Consider the following 17,431-nt stretch of genomic DNA (forward strand, 5'->3'; position numbering starts at 1 on the left):
AGAACTGAAAATGATATAATTTACTCTGTATAATATTAAATTGGAGGGAATCAAATGAAAAAGTATAATTTATTTTTGTTGGCTTTGTCTAGTTCCATTTTACTAAACCCAGTAGACGGATTAGCTATCGAAGAATCTAAATATAATGATGTTTCTATTTCTTCAACTCAAACAACTGAACAATTAACTGAGTCAAAAGAAATCTCTACGTCTGAAACAACACTAACTTCTAGCATTGAAGAGATAACATCTCAATCTAGTGAGTCTCAACCTGAAAAACTAAAAGAAGAAAATATCGAAGCAAATAAAAACCTTTCCTTTAGCGAACTCTCACAATACGTTAGTTTAAATCAAAAGAATCAAGCTATTTTTGATAAAACTGGAAATGATATTTTAGGGTCAACTAATGATTATCTTAATCAAACATTTTTAGCTAAAGCTTCTGTAAAACATTCAAATGGTAAAATTTTATATCAATTATTTAACCAATCAGATAAGGAAATTGGTTACGTTTTTGAAGAGTCTTTAACTAAAGTTGCTGGACCTGAAGGAAGTCACTACTCACTTGGAGAATATGCTACGATTACTGACCCGAATAGTTCAACTTTAGCAAATTTTAAAGGTTCAAAAAAATTCTCTCAAGACAAACTAATAAATAAGACTTTTTTTGCAAGAGGACAGTATCATCACTTTAATGGCCAAACCTACCTTTCTATATTTGATACAAAAGGAGTTTGGTATGGTTACATTGATCAAAATCAAGTGACTCTTAGTTCAGAACGTCAAGGTAGTTATGTTAGTTTTGACAAATATATTACTTACAGCAACAAAAATTACAATACTTGGTCTAACTTTGGTTGGAAATATCGACTAAGTGGAGATAAATTGGTTAACAAAACTTTACAAGCAAGAGGCATCTACTATCACTTTAGTGGAGAATCTTATTTATCGCTTTATGATCAAAACGGAACTTGGTATGGTTATGTGAATCAAAAAGCAACTAAATTAGCTGATGGAGCACAAGGTAGCTATCATTCTTATGGTAAATATGTGACTTTCAGCAATAAGAATTATGATACTTGGTCTTCTTTCCAATGGAATAAAAGAAACAGCGGACATGATTTAGTTAATCAAACCTATCTAGCAAAAGGTATCTATCATCATGCGAATGGAAATGATTATGTCTCACTTTACGACAATCAAAATAAATGGCACGGTTACGTTAATCAAAATGCTGTAAAAGCTGCTGAGGGTAAGCAAGGTGCTTATCAGGCTCACAATAAGTATGTTTCAATTAAGAACCCTAATTATTCGACATGGCAAAATTTTAATTGGAAAAAAAGAGATACCACTAAAAATATTCACGAGAAAACTTTATTAGCAAAAGGCATCTACCACCACTTTAATGGTGACACTTACCTTTCATTATTCGATAGTAAAGGAACTTGGTATGGTTACCTCAATCAAAATGCTACTCAAGAAACAAATCGAACTGGACATGCTATTTCCATTAATAAGTATGTCTCTGTTAGAAGTAGAAACTATGATTTATGGCGTAATTTAAACTTCTCTGCTTCAAAAGGAACAACCAAAAACATGCTAAATAAACCTTATCTAGCCAAAGTAAAATATGAACATTTTAACGGGTCTACATATTACTCTTTATATGACCAAAAAAATAATTGGCAAGGTTATATTAATCGAAGTGGTGTTGCTGAAGCTAAAGGAAATAACTCCACCTATGTTATGTTGAACGCTCCATACTATAATCAAATGGAGGAAATTAATGGCCGAAAAGCACATATGGGTTGTGAAGCTGCGAGCTTATTACAAGCTTTGCATTTAAAAGGATACGCTAAAAATTATTCACTTCACCCTTTTATTGATAAAATGCCAAGATCTAATGATAATAATCCAAATAATGGTTTTTCTGGAAACCCGTACGGAAACACATATGGCGTTTACCACTCTATTTTCCCAAAACCATTAACTGAATGGGCTAATAATTATGCTAAAGGAAATGCTAAAAATATTTCTGGCTCTTCACTAAACCAAATTAATAAAGAATTGACAAATGGCAACCCAATTGTTATCTATGTAACTATTAATTTCGAGCCAGCTAAACCTCTATATAGATATCATTGGGGATATGGACTTAACAATGCTCATGTGGTTACTTTGGATGGTTACAATAGTCAGACAAACACTTACCATGTATCTGATCCGAACGCTAAAGGTGGCTACTGGGTAACTAAAAATAAATTACAAGCTTCTTATTTCGCTAATGAAAAAAGAGCAGTAGTTATTAGGTAAAGTAAAAAGTACGAGAAGCTAAATTTATCAAATAAAAGAATGGACATCTCTTAATTTAGGGATTTCCATTCTTTTTTTATTATTAAATTTTCTAATTACAAATCCAAATCAAGCCCACTTTATTCACCCGTTATAACAATCATTACTTAGTTATTAAGAAAATTAAAAGTTATTTTTTGTCATATATATTTGACATATTAAAAAAATAGAAGTATTCTATTAATGTCACATATATATGACAAGGAGAAAATTATGAATCGGGTAAAAGAATATCGTGTCGAAAAAAAGATGTCTCAAAGTACTTTAGCTAAGGAAATAAATGTTGCTAGGCAAACAATAAACTTAATTGAAAATAACAAATATAATCCATCGCTTGATTTATGTATACGTCTAGCAAAAGTATTGGAAACAGATTTAAATAGTTTGTTTTGGGAGGAGAAAAAAGATGAAAAATAAAGAAAGTTTAACCGTAAAAATGATTAAACGTATGTACGGTGTATCTGGGGTTTTAGATGAATATCGTAGAGGAGAAATAGATAAAATTGGAAATAAAGCTTTTATGATTCTTTATACTTATATGCCTTTATCAGCGTTTTTAGCTTTACTATTTATAGAGAAAGCCCCAAGGGAATCATTATTTGGTTTAATTGGTAGCAACTTAATGATCTACTTCCTTATTACCGGTTATATAGGTATAAAAACGAGCAAACTAAAATTAATGGATATTGAAGTGGAAAAAAGCGATATTAAAAAAATAAGATATCAAACGATAACTAAATGCTTAGGTGTTGCTATTTATTTTTCAGTAGTCATTCATTTTCTTAATTCTCTTATTTCAATGATGATGGATGATGGTTCTTTTTTAACTTATCTTATATCTTGGCATCATATTAATCGGAGCTTAACAAGCGGTGTAATCTTTGGTGTGCTGATTTTAGCTATTTCATTACTAAGAATTAAAAAAGTTGAAGATTAAACTTTCGTAAAAAAAGAGAGGCTGACCCAAAAGTCTCTTAAATAAAATAAAAGGAACAAAATCTTTTTTTTAGATTTTGTTCCTTTTTTTGACGAAAAAAATAGCACTATCCTTTATAATTAAAGCGTCGAAACCAAATCAAAAGGGAGTGCTATTTATGTATAAAAATTATAACATGAAACAAGTTACATTATCACTAGATTTAGAAATTTATTTAGAAAAAAACGACATCGCTTTCGCGATTAATGAATTAGTAGAGAGTATTCCAAGTTACGTTTTTTCTGTTTTTGATCATCAAATGGGAACCTCGTCTTATGATCCAAGAATGATGTTGAAACTTATTTTATGTGGATATACACAGTCTAATTTTTCTGGTAGAAAAATTGAAGCGATGACTAAAGATAGTATTCGTACTAGGTGGTTGACTCAATCACAATTTCCTAACTTCAGAACCATTAATCGTTTTCGAGTGAATCCTTTGGTTCAGCCAATTCTTCAAGAGTGTTTTATTCAATTTAGAAATCAATTAGTTTCGCAGAAATTGATTGAAGAAGATTCTATTTTTATTGATGGGACCAAATTGGAAGCTAATGCCAATAAATATAGTTTTGTTTGGAGAAAGAGTACGACCAGATTTGACGATTCTCTAACAGAAAAATCAAAAATATATTATAAACAATTAGTCAAAGAAAAAATCATTCCGTCGATTCATAATGAAGATGAGGAATGGGATGATAAACAGTTGAATCTCATTGCCGATTCTATTGAAACTAAAGTATCTGAGTTGACTGAACAAATAGATGATACAGAAGACGTTACACTTAGAAAAGAACTCCGTCGTCAAAGAAAGGAACCTAAAAAAGCCTTAAAGGCTTTTCGAGAATTCAGTGATAGGAAGAAAAAATATAAGCAACAATATCAGATTTTTAAAGAGAGAAATAGTTTTTCAAAAATAGATATAGACGCTACTTTTATGAAAATGAAAGAAGATCATATGATGAATGGTCAACTGAAACCGGCATACAATGTCCAAATCGCAACCAACAATCAATACGTTCTAGCTTATGATACTTTTTCAAATCCAACAGATTTTAAAACGATGATTCCTTTTTTGACCACTATCAAAGAATCTTATTTTGAGTTACCTAATTATATTGTAGCTGACGCCGGTTATGGAAGTGAAGAAAACTACCAAGCCATCTTGGATGATTTTGAGAGAACACCATTAATCACCTACACTATGTATCAAAAAGAACAGACCAAAAAATATAAACAAAACCCATTCATTACTAATAATTGGAAATACAATGAATTAACAGATAGCTATACTTGTCCTAACAATAGAGAACTGAGTTTTAGAAATTACTCTACTCGCAATGATAAACAGGGATTTACAAAACAGTTAAAAATGTATGAATGTGAAACATGTATAGATTGCCCTGTCAGATCTTTGTGTACCCGAGCAAAAAGTAATAAAAGTAGAGTCATTCAAAAAAATGGTAACTGGGAATATTTTAAAGCTCACGCAAGAGAGCTTTTGAGCGATGATGTAACAGGAGCGATTTACCGTCGAAGAAAAATTGACGTAGAACCAGCCTTTGGAAATCTAAAGGCTAATTTGTCGTTCAATCGATTCTCGGTTAGAGGTCAAGAGAAAGTAACACAGGAGTTAGGTTTTGCGTTTATGGCTCTAAATTTGAGAAAACTAAGTAAATTTAGGAAGGATATAGACAGAAAAATAAGAAAAAACAAGAATTCCAAAATGATAAACCTCATTTTAGAATTCTTGCTTTGTTTTAAGAGACTTTTGGGTCAGCCTCTTCTTTTTATTTTCTATTTCATAATACTGTAAACATCGTTTGAAATTCTTGAGATTGTATCATATGACGTGCCGTTTTGTGTCATAACAGATAAAACATATGGGCTTCCAGCGTAAACTACTGCCACATCATGTCGGTAGCTACCTACGTCACCAATTTTATGTGCAACTGGTACTGGTAAATCTCTTGCAATGCGTTGATTATCAAAAACAGTGTTTTGCATATAACGCATCACTTGACCGCCTTGACGATACATAGCACTAATCAGCATTGCATTTTCTCTAGCAGAAATTTGGAATGGTGAATACCAAGTTCTGCCAATGATACTTGAAATTTCATTTCTCATTCTTGCGTCATACTGATTAGCTCCATAATAACCTAAGAAATTAGCTCCTTGATTATCCGAATATTTAGCTGTCCAGTTTAACATCGTATCTAAAGAGTAATAACTACCAAGAGGTTTTCCTTGAAGAATTCCAGCTCCGCCTCTCATATATGAGTAAACCGGCATTTGGTTAATCGCATCTGTATAAAGATACTTTCTATTAGGATCTAATTTTTTCTGATTAATCATTTTTTGTGTATAATACATAGCTGGTAGTTTTCCAGTACTTGCTGCTGTAAAAATTTTATTTCCATTGACAGAAGCGTTAGAATTATCAGCTAAGCTACTCACATAAATTCCAAAATTAGGTGAGCTATATTTTGAATTAAGCATTTTTTGAACTCTAGCTAATTTTTCGGCATCCATTGATGTTGCTTCTTCATTTAGATAGCCATACCATTTATTATTACCTCCATATAAGCTTAAATACGTAGACCCATTAAAATGTTGGTACTTTCCTCTTGCTAGCATTGTTTGATTCATAAATGAAGACGTATTGTGTCGCTTTTTCCAAGAGAAGTTTGACCACATTGAATAATTTTTCTTACTGATCGTTACCTTTTTGCCATAACTTTGATAAATTCCTTGAGGTCCATCAGCAACTGATGTGCCATTAGCATTAATGTATCCGTACCATTTATTATTTCTATCAAATAAAGAATAATAAGTATCTCCATTAAAATGTTGATATTTTCCTCTTGCTAATAACGTTTGATGGTAAGCTTGATTACTAGAACCTAATGATTTCCAATTAAAATTGCGCCATAAACTATAATTATTCTTGGTAACTGTTACATACTTACCAAAGCCTTGGTAAGCTCCTTGTCTACCATCAGCTATTTTGACAAAATCTTTATTTACATAGCCATACCACTTATTATTTCTATCATAAATTGAAACATAATCGTTACCATTTGCATGATAGTAAATTCCTTTAGCTAAGAAAGTTTGATTAGCTAAATCTTTTAAATTGTGACGTTTATTCCAATTAAAACTACTCCACGCACTACCGTTACTATTTTTAACAGATACATATTTCCCATAAGAAACATATGAACCCTGGCTATCTGCTGTTAAAGTTGTACCATTCTTATTAATGTAGCCGTACCATTTATCATTTAAATCATAAAGAGAATAATAAACATCTCCATTAAAATGATGATATTTTCCTTTAGCTACAAAAGTACGATTTAAAAATTGATTACTTGTATATTTCTTCTTCCAGCTGAAATTTTGCCAGATTGAATAATTTTTACTCTTAATCACTGCATATTTATCAAAACCTTGGTAACTTCCTTGTCTACCATCAGCAATACCAACTTCTTTTTCGTTAACATAACCAATCCATTTATTCTTATTATCATATAAAGAATAATAAATAGTGCCATCAAAGTGATGATACTTTCCTTTAGCAGAATAAGTATTTTCATAAATATTCTTTAGTTGATTTCTAACTTTCCCATCAAAATCTCCCCATACAACGCCATTGTTTGAGCTAATTGTTGCATATTTACCGAAACTTTGATAAACTCCACCTTTTGATTCAGCTAAAGTAACTTCTTTCTCTGAAATAAATCCGATAAAAGCTTCTTTTGAATCAAATAAAGAGTAATAAGTTTGACCATTTAAATGTTTGAATTGTTCTTTTGCTAAAAAAGTTTGACCTTTTTCTAACTTAAGAGCTTCTGATTTATTTAATTCTAAATCTTTATATAAAACTGGGGTTGAACTTGCTAAACTTACATATTTATTTAAAGCAATTTTTTCAAGGTACGCATTTTCATGAAGTTCAATATCTGCCCCATCAGCAAATCCAATTATTTTATCTTGTGTATTTTTTAGAACAAAATAAGTTTTTTCTTCGAATAATACTTTTTCTTCCGTCATTAATACTTCAAATTTGATTGCTTCTAAATTAATTGTTTCACTAAAATCTAACTCTTTATAAATAACTGCTTTCTCATTTTTTATAACAACATATTGTTTCTTATCAAGAGGGATTTTTTCCTTAGACTCACTTGGAGTAGTAACCTCCTCTGTTGAACTTGTTGTTTCGGATGTTTTTGTTTCAGTCTGAGATTCCAAAATAGATGTTGTCTCTGATTCTTTAGTTGATTCAGTAGTACTTGATTCTGTGATTTCAACAGTTGAAGAGCTTCCCTCAGTCCCTAATGCATCAAATGGAACTACTAAAAAGCTACCCATCATTAACCCTAAACTACCTAACGCTACTAACCACTTTGTCTTTTTCATTTTAAGTATCCTTTCTTTTTATCACTCTACTCTATTATAGAACAACCGCTTTATTTTACCATCCTTTTTTTAAAAAAAATAACACAAAACCAAAAATAGAATTAAAAGAAAAGAGTAGTTCTCCTTCTTTCAATTCTACTTTTTAAAACTATTATTTTTGCCAGTCTTTTGGATTCTCTTTCCATTTTTTTAAAAGTGCTACTTCAGAATTATTAATATAACCTTTTGAAACAGCCACTTCAATTAATTCATTATAATTTGTTAGTGTAGTAAATGGAACTTGCGCTTTTTCAAAATTTTCAATTCCTTTTGGTAAACCATAAGTAAAAATAGCTGCTACTCCTAAAACATCAGCACCCTCTTGTTCAGCTGCCACACATGCTTCAAGAACACTACCTCCTGTTGAAATCAAGTCTTCGATAACAACCATTTTTTGATTGGATGAGATAAATCCTTCTATTTGATTCTTTTTTCCATGATCTTTTGCTTTGCCACGAATATAGACCATTGGTAAATCGAGAACTTCTGCTACCCAAGCAGCATGAGGAATCCCTGCAGTAGCTGTTCCTGCAATTACTTCTACATCTGGATAGTGTTCTTTAATAATCTGAGCTAATCCATTTGCTATTTCCTTTCTAACTTTTGGATAACTCATTGTTAATCGATTATCGCAATAAATCGGGCTTTTAAGTCCACTTGCCCAAGTGAATGGTTGACTAGGATTTAAAGCAACTGCCTTTATTTCAAGTAATTGTTCTGCAATTTTTTTCAATTTCTACTCACCAATCCATTCTTTTTTTATTTCTAAATACGTTTCATAAGGCGTAGATGACTTTGTTATCGGTCGTCCCACCACAATATAAGTTGAGCCGATTGTTTTAGCTTCACTCGGTGACATCACTCGTTTTTGATCACCTTTGTCTGAATTCATTGGTCTAATTCCCGGTGTTAAACAGATAAAAGAACTACTTGTCTCTTCCTTAATAAACGTCACTTCATGAGCTGAACAAACAACACCATCTAATCCAGCATCTTCAGTTATTTTTGCATAATGAGTGACACTTTCTCTTAAACTTACAGGGATTAGCTGATCTTCATGCATTTGTGTTTCACTTGTTGAAGTTAACTGAGTAACTGCAATTAGTTTAGGTACTTCTCTTCCTTCAGGTGTTCCTTCTTTTAAACCATTTAAAGCTGCTGTCATCATTTCTTTTCCACCGGCTGCATGAACATTAGTTATCTTAACACCAAGGCTAGCTATGTTTCGCATTGCTGATTGAACAGTGTTCGGAATATCATGTAATTTTAAATCAAGAAAAATATCATGACCTTCAGCAATTAATTCCTTTACTATAGTAGGACCTTCTCTATAAAAAAGTTCCATACCTACTTTTAAAAATAACGTTTCTTCTTTTGGGAAATTAGCTAAAAATGAATTTACCTCATTTTTACTAGGAAAGTCTAAAGCAATAATTGGTCTATTCATTAACGGCTCTCCTTTACTTCTTTTATTAATTCTTCAATACTTTTAATGCCTAATTCATCCATTCGATTTGGGAGTTCTTCAATTAATTTAGGGCAAATAAAAGGATCAGTAAAGTTCATTGTTCCTACTGCGACTGCACTGGCTCCTGCTAAAAACATTTCAATGACATCATCTACTGTACTAACACCACCCATACCTATAACTGGAATACCAACTGCTCTCGTTACTTCATTAATCATTCGAATAGCAACTGGTTTGATACCAGGACCTGAAAGGCCGCCTGTTCCATTTGCAAGAATTGGTTTTCTTGTTTTCAAATCTATTCTCATTCCTAGTAATGTATTGATCATCGTTATGCCGTCTGCGCCTGCTTCTTCAACTGCTTTTGCAATTGGAACAATATTGGTCACATTAGGAGATAGTTTGATATAGACTGGTACTTTGGCAACTTTTTTAACAGCTCTAGTTAAGCTTGCGGCAACTTCAGCACTTGTTCCAAAGGCAATACCACCTTCTTTAACATTTGGACAAGAAATATTTAACTCAATCGCTTTAACGTTAGGTGCATCACCAATTTTTTTACAAACAGCCACATACTCTTCTTCTGATGAACCTGCTACGTTCGCAATAATTGGTAAATCATACTTTTCAAGAGATGGAAGTTGATTTGTCATCACTGTTTCCAAACCTGGATTTTGAAGGCCAATCGCATTTAACATACCGCTTGGTGTTTCAGCTACCCGAGGAGCCGGATTACCTAATCGCTTTTCTAAAGTAGTAGCTTTTACCATAATTGAACCAAGTATACTTAAATCATAGTATTTGCTGTACTCATCTCCAAATCCAAAACACCCACTAGCAGGCATAATTGGATTTTTCAAATCTAAACCTGGTAGTTTGACACTTAATCGACTCATATTATCACTTCTCCTGACTTAAATACTGGTCCTTCGTCGCACACTTTTTTATTAACAGTCGGATCCTTTTTGGATGGACACACACATGCGTAACAAGCACCTATCCCGCAAGCCATGCGTTCTTCCATCGATAAATAGACATGAGGATGATTTGGAAAAGTCATCTCTACAGATTTCAACAAACCACTAGGTCCACAAGCATAGATAGCTTTAGGATTAGGGTGAACTTTTAAAGCTTTATTCATCAAATCTCCTGTGTGACCTTTATATCCATAAGAACCATCATCAGTTGCTAACATCAAGACACCTAAGTCAGAGAATTCTTTTTCGTAAAAAATCGCATTCTTATTAGCAAATCCATGCATAAAAATAATTTTAGCTTTTTTTTCAGCTAATTTTTTTCCTAATTCGTACAAGGGAGGAACGCCAATTCCTCCACCTACTAAAAATACGACATCATTTTCTACAACTTCTTCTATATTAAAGCCATTGCCTAAAGGTCCTAAACAATCTATCTTAGTTCCTTCTTCTAATTGACTTAAAACTTTTGTCCCTTCACCTTCTGCACGGTAGATAATTTGACAAGTTTCATTTTCTTTAGAAATATTAGCTAGACTTATAGGTCTTCTTAGTAGTAAATCAGAGCGAGGGACACGAATATGAATAAATTGGCCTGGTTGATTCATCTCTTGTACCAATTTTCCCTGTAATGTTAATTCAAATATATTTTCTGCAATCTCTACTTGCTTTGTCATTACCATCATTTCTTGTTTCATGTTCCCTCTCCTTTTCTTTTATAAAGCAATTGCTGAAAAACTTCTATCTTCTAGTACTTTTAAAATAGCATCAGCTGTATCTAGAGATGTCATCAATGGAACTCCATTTTCTACAGTGACTCTTCTAATTTGAAAGCCATCAGATTTATGTTGGCTATTACTTCCTGTTGTATTAATAACCAACTGAGTATGTCCTAATCGAATAACATCCACGACATCTAATTTATCTTCAGCATTGATTTTTGAAACCACTTTAACTTCTAATCCATTATTTCTTAAAAACTCTCCTGTTCCTTCTGTTGCAATTAAGCCGTAACCAATTTCACTAAATCGTTTTGCTAATGAAAGAGCCTCTTCTTTTGTTTCATCTGCAACTGTGAATAGAACTGAACCATAATCTGGCAAATGCATGCCACTAGCTTCAAATGCTTTATACAAGGCTTTTTCTAATGTTTTATCCGTTCCCATTACTTCTCCTGTTGATTTCATTTCAGGTCCAAGTTGAGTATCAACATCATGTAATTTTGCAAATGAGAAGACAGGTGCTTTAATATGAACCATCTCTGACTCTTTATAAAGGCCATCTTCAAAACCTAAGACTTCCAGACTTTGACCCAAAATACATTTTGTTGCTATTTGTGCCATTGGAATACCTGTTACTTTGCTTAAAAATGGTGCTGTACGACTTGCTCTAGGATTTACTTCAATCACATACACTTCTTCATTTTGAGCAATAAACTGAACGTTCATCATACCCTTACAATTTAAGCCTAGAGCTAATTTTTTAGTGTAATCAATAATTTTTTGTATCACTGTTTCAGATAAGTTTTGAGGTGGATATACAGCCATTGAGTCTCCAGAATGAACACCAGCTTTTTCAATATGCTCCATAATACCCGGTAATAAAACATGTTGACCATCGCATATTGCATCTACTTCACACTCAACACCAACTAAGTAACGATCAATTAAGACAGGATGCTCTGGGGAGGCCTTCACTGCTTCTTTCATATATCGTTTTAAATCCTCTGTACTCCAAACAATCTCCATTGCTCGACCACCTAAAACATAACTTGGTCTAACTAAAACTGGATAACCAATTGACTCAGCAATCTTTATTGCGTCATCTGTATTTGTTGCTGTTGCGCCTTTTGGTTGTGGGATATTCATCTCTTTTAAAGCTTGTTCAAATTTATCTCGATTTTCAGCTCGATCTAAATCTTCGATACTTGTTCCAATGATATGAACGCCATGACTGGATAAAACTTCAGCTAAATTAATGGCCGTTTGACCACCAAACTGAACAATTACGCCTTTTGGTTTTTCAAGTTCAACGACATGCATGACATCCTCTAGTGTAAGAGGTTCAAAGTACAGTTTATCTGAAATTGAGAAATCAGTTGAAACTGTTTCAGGATTACTATTCATAATAATCGCTTCATAACCTGCTTCTTGTATCGCTCTTACTGAATGAACTGTGGCGTAGTCAAATTCTACTCCTTGTCCAATCCTAATCGGCCCTGATCCAAGAACTAAGATGGATTCTTTATCCGAACGAATGCTTTCGTTTTCTTGTTCGTATGTTCCATAAAAATAAGGTGTTTTAGATTCAAATTCTGCTGCACAAGTGTCGACCATTTTGTAAACTGGTAAAAGATTTAATTCTTTTCGTCTTTCGTAAATCGCACGCTCCGTTTGTTGCCATTTACTTGCAATGGCCTTATCTGATAAGCCATACTCTTTAGCACGTTTTAACATTTCTCTACTTTGATCATTTTCAAGTTCTTTTTCGATTTCAATAATATGGAGAATTTTATCTAAGAAGAACAAATCAATCTTTGTAAAATCAGCAATTTCTTTAATCGAGAAGTTCCTTCTAATTGCTTCTGCTACATAGAATAAACGATCATCTTGTGCGTGAATCATTCCAAACGTAATTTCATCATCGGTTAATGTATATAATTCTTCTAGCTCAATATGATGTGCTCCAATTTCAAGTGAACGAACCGCTTTTAATAACGACTCTTCAATCGTTCTTCCTAAAGACATGACTTCTCCAGTTGCCTTCATCTGAGTACTTAAGATGCGGTTTCCCTTTTCAAATTTATCAAAAGCCCATCTAGGTATTTTGGTAACGATGTAATCCAAGGTAGGTTCAAACATAGAATAGGTTGTTTCTGTGACCGGATTCTTCACCTCATCAAGTGTTAGACCCACTGCAATTTTGGCAGCCAGTTTAGCAATTGGAAATCCTGTTGCTTTACTTGCTAAAGCAGATGAACGACTGACTCTTGGGTTAACCTCAATAACATAGTATTTATAACTCATCGGATCAAGAGCTAGTTGAACGTTACAACCACCTTCAATTTTTAATGCTTTAATAATTTTCAGTGAAGCATCTCTTAGAAGTTGAATTTCAACATCAGATAAGGTTTGACAAGGAGCAAATACAATAGAATCTCCTGTATGAATTCCTACTGGATCGAAGTTCTCCATGTGACAAACCACAATTGCGTTGTCTGTTGAATCTCGCATTACTTCAAACTCAATTTCCTTATAACCTGCGATACTCTTTTCAATAAGACATTGGGTTGCTGGAGAAAGATGAAGTCCTTTTTTTGTAATTTCAATTAGACTTGCTTCATCTTCGCACATTCCTCCACCCGTTCCTCCTAAAGTAAATGCTGGACGAACAATTAAGGGATAGCCAATTTGATTAGCAAACTCAATGGCTTCAGATACATTATTTACAATCACACTCTCAGGAATAGGCTCACCTAACTCTTCCATCAGTTGTTTGAATAAATCACGATCTTCTGCCTGATCAATTGCACTTAGCTTAGTTCCAAGTAGCTCAATGGACAATTCTTCTAAAATGCCACTTTTTGATAAAGACATTGCCATGTTAAGTCCTGTCTGTCCACCTAAAGTAGGTAGAATGGCATCTGGTCGTTCTTTTCTTAAAATTTTCGAAACAAACTCTAGCGTAATAGGTTCGATGTAAACTTTATCAGCAACTTCTTTATCGGTCATAATTGTAGCTGGGTTAGAATTAATCAAAATAACTTCGTAACCTTCTTCTTTCAAAGCAAGACAAGCTTGTGTTCCGGCATAATCAAATTCAGCTGCTTGCCCGATAATAATTGGCCCAGAACCAATAACTAGTATTTTCTTAATATCTTTTCGTTTAGGCATTTTTTCTCCCCCAGTTATCCATTAATTCTAAAAACTCATCAAAAAGTGAAACGGCATCATGTGGTCCAGGTGCTGCGTCTGGATGAAATTGTACAGAAAATGATGGGTAATTCTTATGTTTTACTCCTTCAACCGTTTCATCATTCAATTCAATATGAGTGATCATCAAATCTGTTTTTTCTACACTTTCTTTTGACACGGCATAACCATGATTTTGAGAAGTAAAGTAAATCTCATTTGAAGCAACCACTCTAACAGGATGATTACTTCCTCTATGACCATACGTTAATTTATACGTATCGGCACCGTTGGCCAAGCTTAATAATTGATGTCCTAAACAAATACCAAAAACTGGTACTTTCTTTTGAATTTCTAAAATCATTTGAGTCACATCTTTTACATCTTTAGGATCTCCTGGTCCATTTGATAGCATGACACCATCTGGTGAAAAAGCTAGTATTTGTTCTGCTGTATAATGATAAGGAACAACTGTAACACGTACGTTTCTAAGAACTAGTTCTCTTAAAATACTTTGCTTCATCCCAAAATCAACAACAACAACATTTTTACCAGTACCTGGAATACTATATGGTTTTGTTGTTGAAACTTCATGCACTTGATTCCTTGGTAACACAGTTGCTCTTAACTGGTCGTATTCATGGTCAATGTCTTCTACCACGTTAATGATGCTACCTTTAATTGTTCCTGTTTCTCTTATTTTTCTCGTTAATGCTCGCGTGTCGATACCTGAAATACCAGGAATTTTCTTTTTCTTTAAAAAATCATCTAATGTCATTTGAGAACGCCAATTAGATGCAACTCTGGCATGATCTTTGACAATAACACCATTACAAGCAGGCTCCATTGATTCAAAGTCATCTCGATTAATCCCATAATTTCCAATAGTAGGTGACGTAAATAAAATCATCTGCCCTTTAAAACTTGGATCTGTTAGAACTTCTTGATAACCACTCATACCTGTTGTGAAAACTACTTCTCCTGTTCCTACACCAAGTGAACCAAACCCTTCACCTTCAAAGTAGGTACCATCTTCTAATATCAACAATCGCTTCATTTTTTACTCTCCTTTATGCCAAACGACTTGACCATCCACTAGTGTGTAGATAGTTTCACCGTAAACTTGTTCACCAATAAATGGTGTGTTATTTGATTTTGAAACAAAGTCATCTGAAATAGTCATTTCTTTTGATAAATCAAAAATGGCTATATCTGCTGCACTTCCAATATTTAGCGTTCCTGTTTTTAAACCAAATAGTTTAGAAGGTGCTTGTGTCATCCAATAGACAACTTGTTCCAATGTAAATCGATTTGTTTTAACAAAATGGGTGTACATTAATTGGAAGGCCGACTCACTACCAATAATGCCAAAAGGAGATTTCAACATACTTTGATTTTTTTCCTCATGACTATGAGGAGCGTGATCGGTTGCAATACAATCAATCGTTCCATCAAGTAATCCTTCTATTAAAGCTTTTTGGTCATCACTTGCTCTAAGAGGAGGATTCATTTTAAATGAACCGTGATCTTTAGTAATATCTTCATCCTTTAGTATTAAATGATGAGGACACACCTCACACGTTACATGAATCCCTTGCTTTTTAGCTTGTCTGATAACCTCAACACTTTCTTTAGTTGAAACATGACAGACATGATAATGAACTCCTGTTTCTTTAGCTAATAAAACATCTCTAGCAATTTGGGAGGATTCTGTTGCACTCATAATACCTGGTAAACCAAGCTTTTTAGAAATTTCTCCTTGATGCATCACTCCACCAAATAAGAGCGACTCATCTTCTGTATGAGCGACAATTGCCATATTTAGTTTGGCTGCTTCTTTCATAGCCAAATACATCGTTCCAGCTGTCTGAACCCCGACACCATCATTCGTAAATGCAAATGCTTTTTCATTTTTTAACGCTTCAAAGTCAACTAATTCTTCACTCTTTAATTGCTTAGTTATTGGCGCATATTGTTTGATTTTAACTACACTATCTTTTTCAATTAGTTGATTCACATGAGCTAACTTTTCCTTTGTATCTGGTACTGGATTTAAGTTAGGCATAGCACAAACAGTCGTGAAGCCTCCTTTTGCTGCTGAAGCACTTCCAGTGGCGATCGTTTCTTTATATTCAAAGCCAGGTTCTCTAAAATGAACGTGGACATCCACTAGTCCGGGTGTTATTAGCCCGCCTTTAGCATCGATTATTTTTTCGAAAGAAATTGTTGACTCTTTTAATTTCCCGACTGCTTTAATTACGTTATCTTCTATCCAAACATCAACTTGGTTTAGTTCATTATCTTCCGTTACAATATAACCATTTTTTATTAGTGTATTCATCTAATCCTCCTAAGCCTTTCCGTGTAATATTGCTTCTAAAATAGCCATTCTCATAAAAACGCCATTACTCATTTGTTCAATAATTCTTGATTGGTAAGATTCCACCAGTTCATCTGCCAACTCTACATCTCGGTTAACTGGTGCTGGATGCATGATAATAGCTCCTTTTTTCATTCTTTTTGCCCGTTCATTCGTTAATCCAAATTCTTGATGATACATTTCTTTAGAAAAGACTTCTTCTCCACTATGTCGTTCATGTTGAACCCGTAACATCATCATGACGTCAACTGTTGAGATGACTTCATCAATTGGTAAGAATTCACCATATGCTTCGTATTTCTGATGGTACCAGTCTTTCGGTCCGCAGAAATAAAGAGTAGCACCTAATCTTCTCAGCATCTTCATATTAGAATTAGCCACTCTTGAATGGGTTAAATCACCACAAATAGCTATCTTTAAATTTTCAAACGTTCCAAATTCTTCGTATATCGTTAGTAAATCAAGTAGGCACTGCGTTGGATGGTTTCCACTACCGTCTCCCCCATTAATAATGGAAGTTCTAATCGTTTTACTTTGAATTAGTTGATTGTAATACTCCTCTTCCGTATGTCTAATCACACAAGCTTGAACACCGATGGCTGACATCGTTAGAACAGTGTCATAAAGAGATTCTCCCTTTGATACAGAACTTGTTTTTGCATCAAATTCAATCACATCAATGCCCAATTTTTTTTCTGCTACTTCAAAACTTTTATGTGTCCGTGTACTATTTTCGAAAAATAAATTGGCAACAAAATATTGTTCATCTGCTAACTGAGGTATAGCTCCTTGTTTAAACTGCTGCGCTCGTTTTATTAATCCCATCACTTCTTGATCGCTTAAGGATTCAGCTGTTAATAAATGCTTTAAACTGATTCTTTCCGATGTGATAATCATTTTTTTCCTCCTAAA

The 17,431-nt window shown here is 33.5% G+C and carries 13 protein-coding genes; 4 read left to right on the forward strand and 9 right to left on the reverse strand.

Features of this window, described 5'->3' with window-relative positions; translation table 11 throughout:
* The first annotated feature begins 54 nt into the window (after positions 1 to 54).
* From H9L18_RS15410 to H9L18_RS08550, 4 genes are all read left to right on the forward strand, one after another.
* Entirely contained in the window at positions 55 to 2,313 is a 2,259-nt protein-coding gene (locus H9L18_RS15410) for a C39 family peptidase (RefSeq protein WP_246433269.1), read from the forward strand.
* A 252-nt stretch (positions 2,314 to 2,565) separates the two neighbouring features.
* Complete coding sequence (locus tag H9L18_RS08540) at positions 2,566 to 2,769, forward strand: helix-turn-helix transcriptional regulator (protein ID WP_126796553.1); 204 nt, start codon at positions 2,566 to 2,568, stop codon at positions 2,767 to 2,769.
* Positions 2,759 to 3,289 (forward strand): DUF3278 domain-containing protein, encoded by a 531-nt coding sequence (locus tag H9L18_RS08545; protein ID WP_126796551.1) that lies wholly within the window; start codon positions 2,759 to 2,761, stop codon positions 3,287 to 3,289. The genes H9L18_RS08540 and H9L18_RS08545 overlap by 11 nt, the downstream gene beginning before the upstream one ends.
* A 157-nt stretch (positions 3,290 to 3,446) precedes the next feature.
* On the forward strand, positions 3,447 to 5,141 hold the full coding sequence (locus tag H9L18_RS08550) for an IS1182 family transposase (protein WP_187559335.1): 1,695 nt from the start codon (positions 3,447 to 3,449) through the stop codon (positions 5,139 to 5,141).
* On the opposite strand, the gene H9L18_RS08555 is transcribed toward H9L18_RS08550, so the two are convergent.
* From H9L18_RS08555 to H9L18_RS08590, 9 genes are all read right to left on the reverse strand, one after another.
* Positions 5,123 to 7,747 (reverse strand): serine hydrolase, encoded by a 2,625-nt coding sequence (locus tag H9L18_RS08555; RefSeq protein ID WP_126795648.1) that lies wholly within the window; start codon positions 7,745 to 7,747, stop codon positions 5,123 to 5,125. The genes H9L18_RS08550 and H9L18_RS08555 overlap by 19 nt on opposite strands.
* Before the next feature lie 151 nt (positions 7,748 to 7,898).
* On the reverse strand, positions 7,899 to 8,519 hold the full coding sequence (gene pyrE, locus H9L18_RS15415) for an orotate phosphoribosyltransferase (RefSeq protein ID WP_126795646.1): 621 nt from the start codon (positions 8,517 to 8,519) through the stop codon (positions 7,899 to 7,901).
* A gap of 3 nt (positions 8,520 to 8,522) precedes the next feature.
* Positions 8,523 to 9,233, reverse strand: coding sequence for an orotidine-5'-phosphate decarboxylase (pyrF, locus tag H9L18_RS15420; RefSeq protein ID WP_126795644.1), 711 nt, complete (start codon positions 9,231 to 9,233; stop codon positions 8,523 to 8,525).
* Complete coding sequence (locus H9L18_RS08565) at positions 9,233 to 10,150, reverse strand: dihydroorotate dehydrogenase (protein WP_126795642.1); 918 nt, start codon at positions 10,148 to 10,150, stop codon at positions 9,233 to 9,235. Before H9L18_RS08565 ends, pyrF begins: the two co-directional genes overlap by 1 nt.
* Positions 10,147 to 10,926 carry a dihydroorotate dehydrogenase electron transfer subunit gene (locus H9L18_RS08570; RefSeq protein WP_126795640.1) on the reverse strand — a complete coding sequence of 260 codons (780 nt, stop codon included), beginning with the start codon at positions 10,924 to 10,926 and terminating at the stop codon, positions 10,147 to 10,149. Before H9L18_RS08570 ends, H9L18_RS08565 begins: the two co-directional genes overlap by 4 nt.
* A gap of 18 nt (positions 10,927 to 10,944) precedes the next feature.
* The gene (gene carB / locus H9L18_RS08575; protein WP_126795638.1) at positions 10,945 to 14,121 is read right to left on the reverse strand and encodes a carbamoyl-phosphate synthase large subunit; all 3,177 of its coding nucleotides are present in this window, start codon (positions 14,119 to 14,121) and stop codon (positions 10,945 to 10,947) included.
* Positions 14,114 to 15,196: a carbamoyl phosphate synthase small subunit gene (locus H9L18_RS08580; protein WP_126795636.1), complete on the reverse strand. Its 1,083-nt coding sequence runs from the start codon at positions 15,194 to 15,196 to the stop codon at positions 14,114 to 14,116. The genes carB and H9L18_RS08580 overlap by 8 nt, the downstream gene beginning before the upstream one ends.
* Before the next feature lie 3 nt (positions 15,197 to 15,199).
* Positions 15,200 to 16,480, reverse strand: a complete 1,281-nt coding sequence (locus tag H9L18_RS08585; protein ID WP_126795634.1) for a dihydroorotase — start codon at positions 16,478 to 16,480, stop codon at positions 15,200 to 15,202.
* 9 nt (positions 16,481 to 16,489) lie between these two features.
* On the reverse strand, positions 16,490 to 17,416 hold the full coding sequence (locus tag H9L18_RS08590) for an aspartate carbamoyltransferase catalytic subunit (protein WP_126795632.1): 927 nt from the start codon (positions 17,414 to 17,416) through the stop codon (positions 16,490 to 16,492).
* Between the last annotated feature and the right edge of the window lie 15 nt (positions 17,417 to 17,431).

Source organism: Vagococcus carniphilus, assembly GCF_014397115.1.
Taxonomy (GTDB): Bacteria; Bacillota; Bacilli; order Lactobacillales; family Vagococcaceae; genus Vagococcus; species Vagococcus carniphilus.

Excerpts from the sequence above, each read along its gene's own strand:
- H9L18_RS15410 (WP_246433269.1), top strand. The coding sequence starts at position 55 with ATGAAAAAGTATAATTTATTTTTGTTGGCTTTGTCTAGTTCCATTTTA.
- H9L18_RS08540 (WP_126796553.1), top strand. The coding sequence starts at position 2,566 with ATGAATCGGGTAAAAGAATATCGTGTCGAAAAAAAGATGTCTCAAAGT.
- H9L18_RS08545 (WP_126796551.1), top strand. The coding sequence starts at position 2,759 with ATGAAAAATAAAGAAAGTTTAACCGTAAAAATGATTAAACGTATGTAC.
- H9L18_RS08550 (WP_187559335.1), top strand. The coding sequence starts at position 3,447 with ATGTATAAAAATTATAACATGAAACAAGTTACATTATCACTAGATTTA.
- H9L18_RS08555 (WP_126795648.1), bottom strand. The coding sequence starts at position 7,747 with ATGAAAAAGACAAAGTGGTTAGTAGCGTTAGGTAGTTTAGGGTTAATG.
- pyrF (WP_126795644.1), bottom strand. The coding sequence starts at position 9,233 with ATGAATAGACCAATTATTGCTTTAGACTTTCCTAGTAAAAATGAGGTA.
- H9L18_RS08565 (WP_126795642.1), bottom strand. The coding sequence starts at position 10,150 with ATGAGTCGATTAAGTGTCAAACTACCAGGTTTAGATTTGAAAAATCCA.
- H9L18_RS08570 (WP_126795640.1), bottom strand. The coding sequence starts at position 10,926 with ATGAAACAAGAAATGATGGTAATGACAAAGCAAGTAGAGATTGCAGAA.
- carB (WP_126795638.1), bottom strand. The coding sequence starts at position 14,121 with ATGCCTAAACGAAAAGATATTAAGAAAATACTAGTTATTGGTTCTGGG.
- H9L18_RS08580 (WP_126795636.1), bottom strand. The coding sequence starts at position 15,196 with ATGAAGCGATTGTTGATATTAGAAGATGGTACCTACTTTGAAGGTGAA.
- H9L18_RS08585 (WP_126795634.1), bottom strand. The coding sequence starts at position 16,480 with ATGAATACACTAATAAAAAATGGTTATATTGTAACGGAAGATAATGAA.
- H9L18_RS08590 (WP_126795632.1), bottom strand. The coding sequence starts at position 17,416 with ATGATTATCACATCGGAAAGAATCAGTTTAAAGCATTTATTAACAGCT.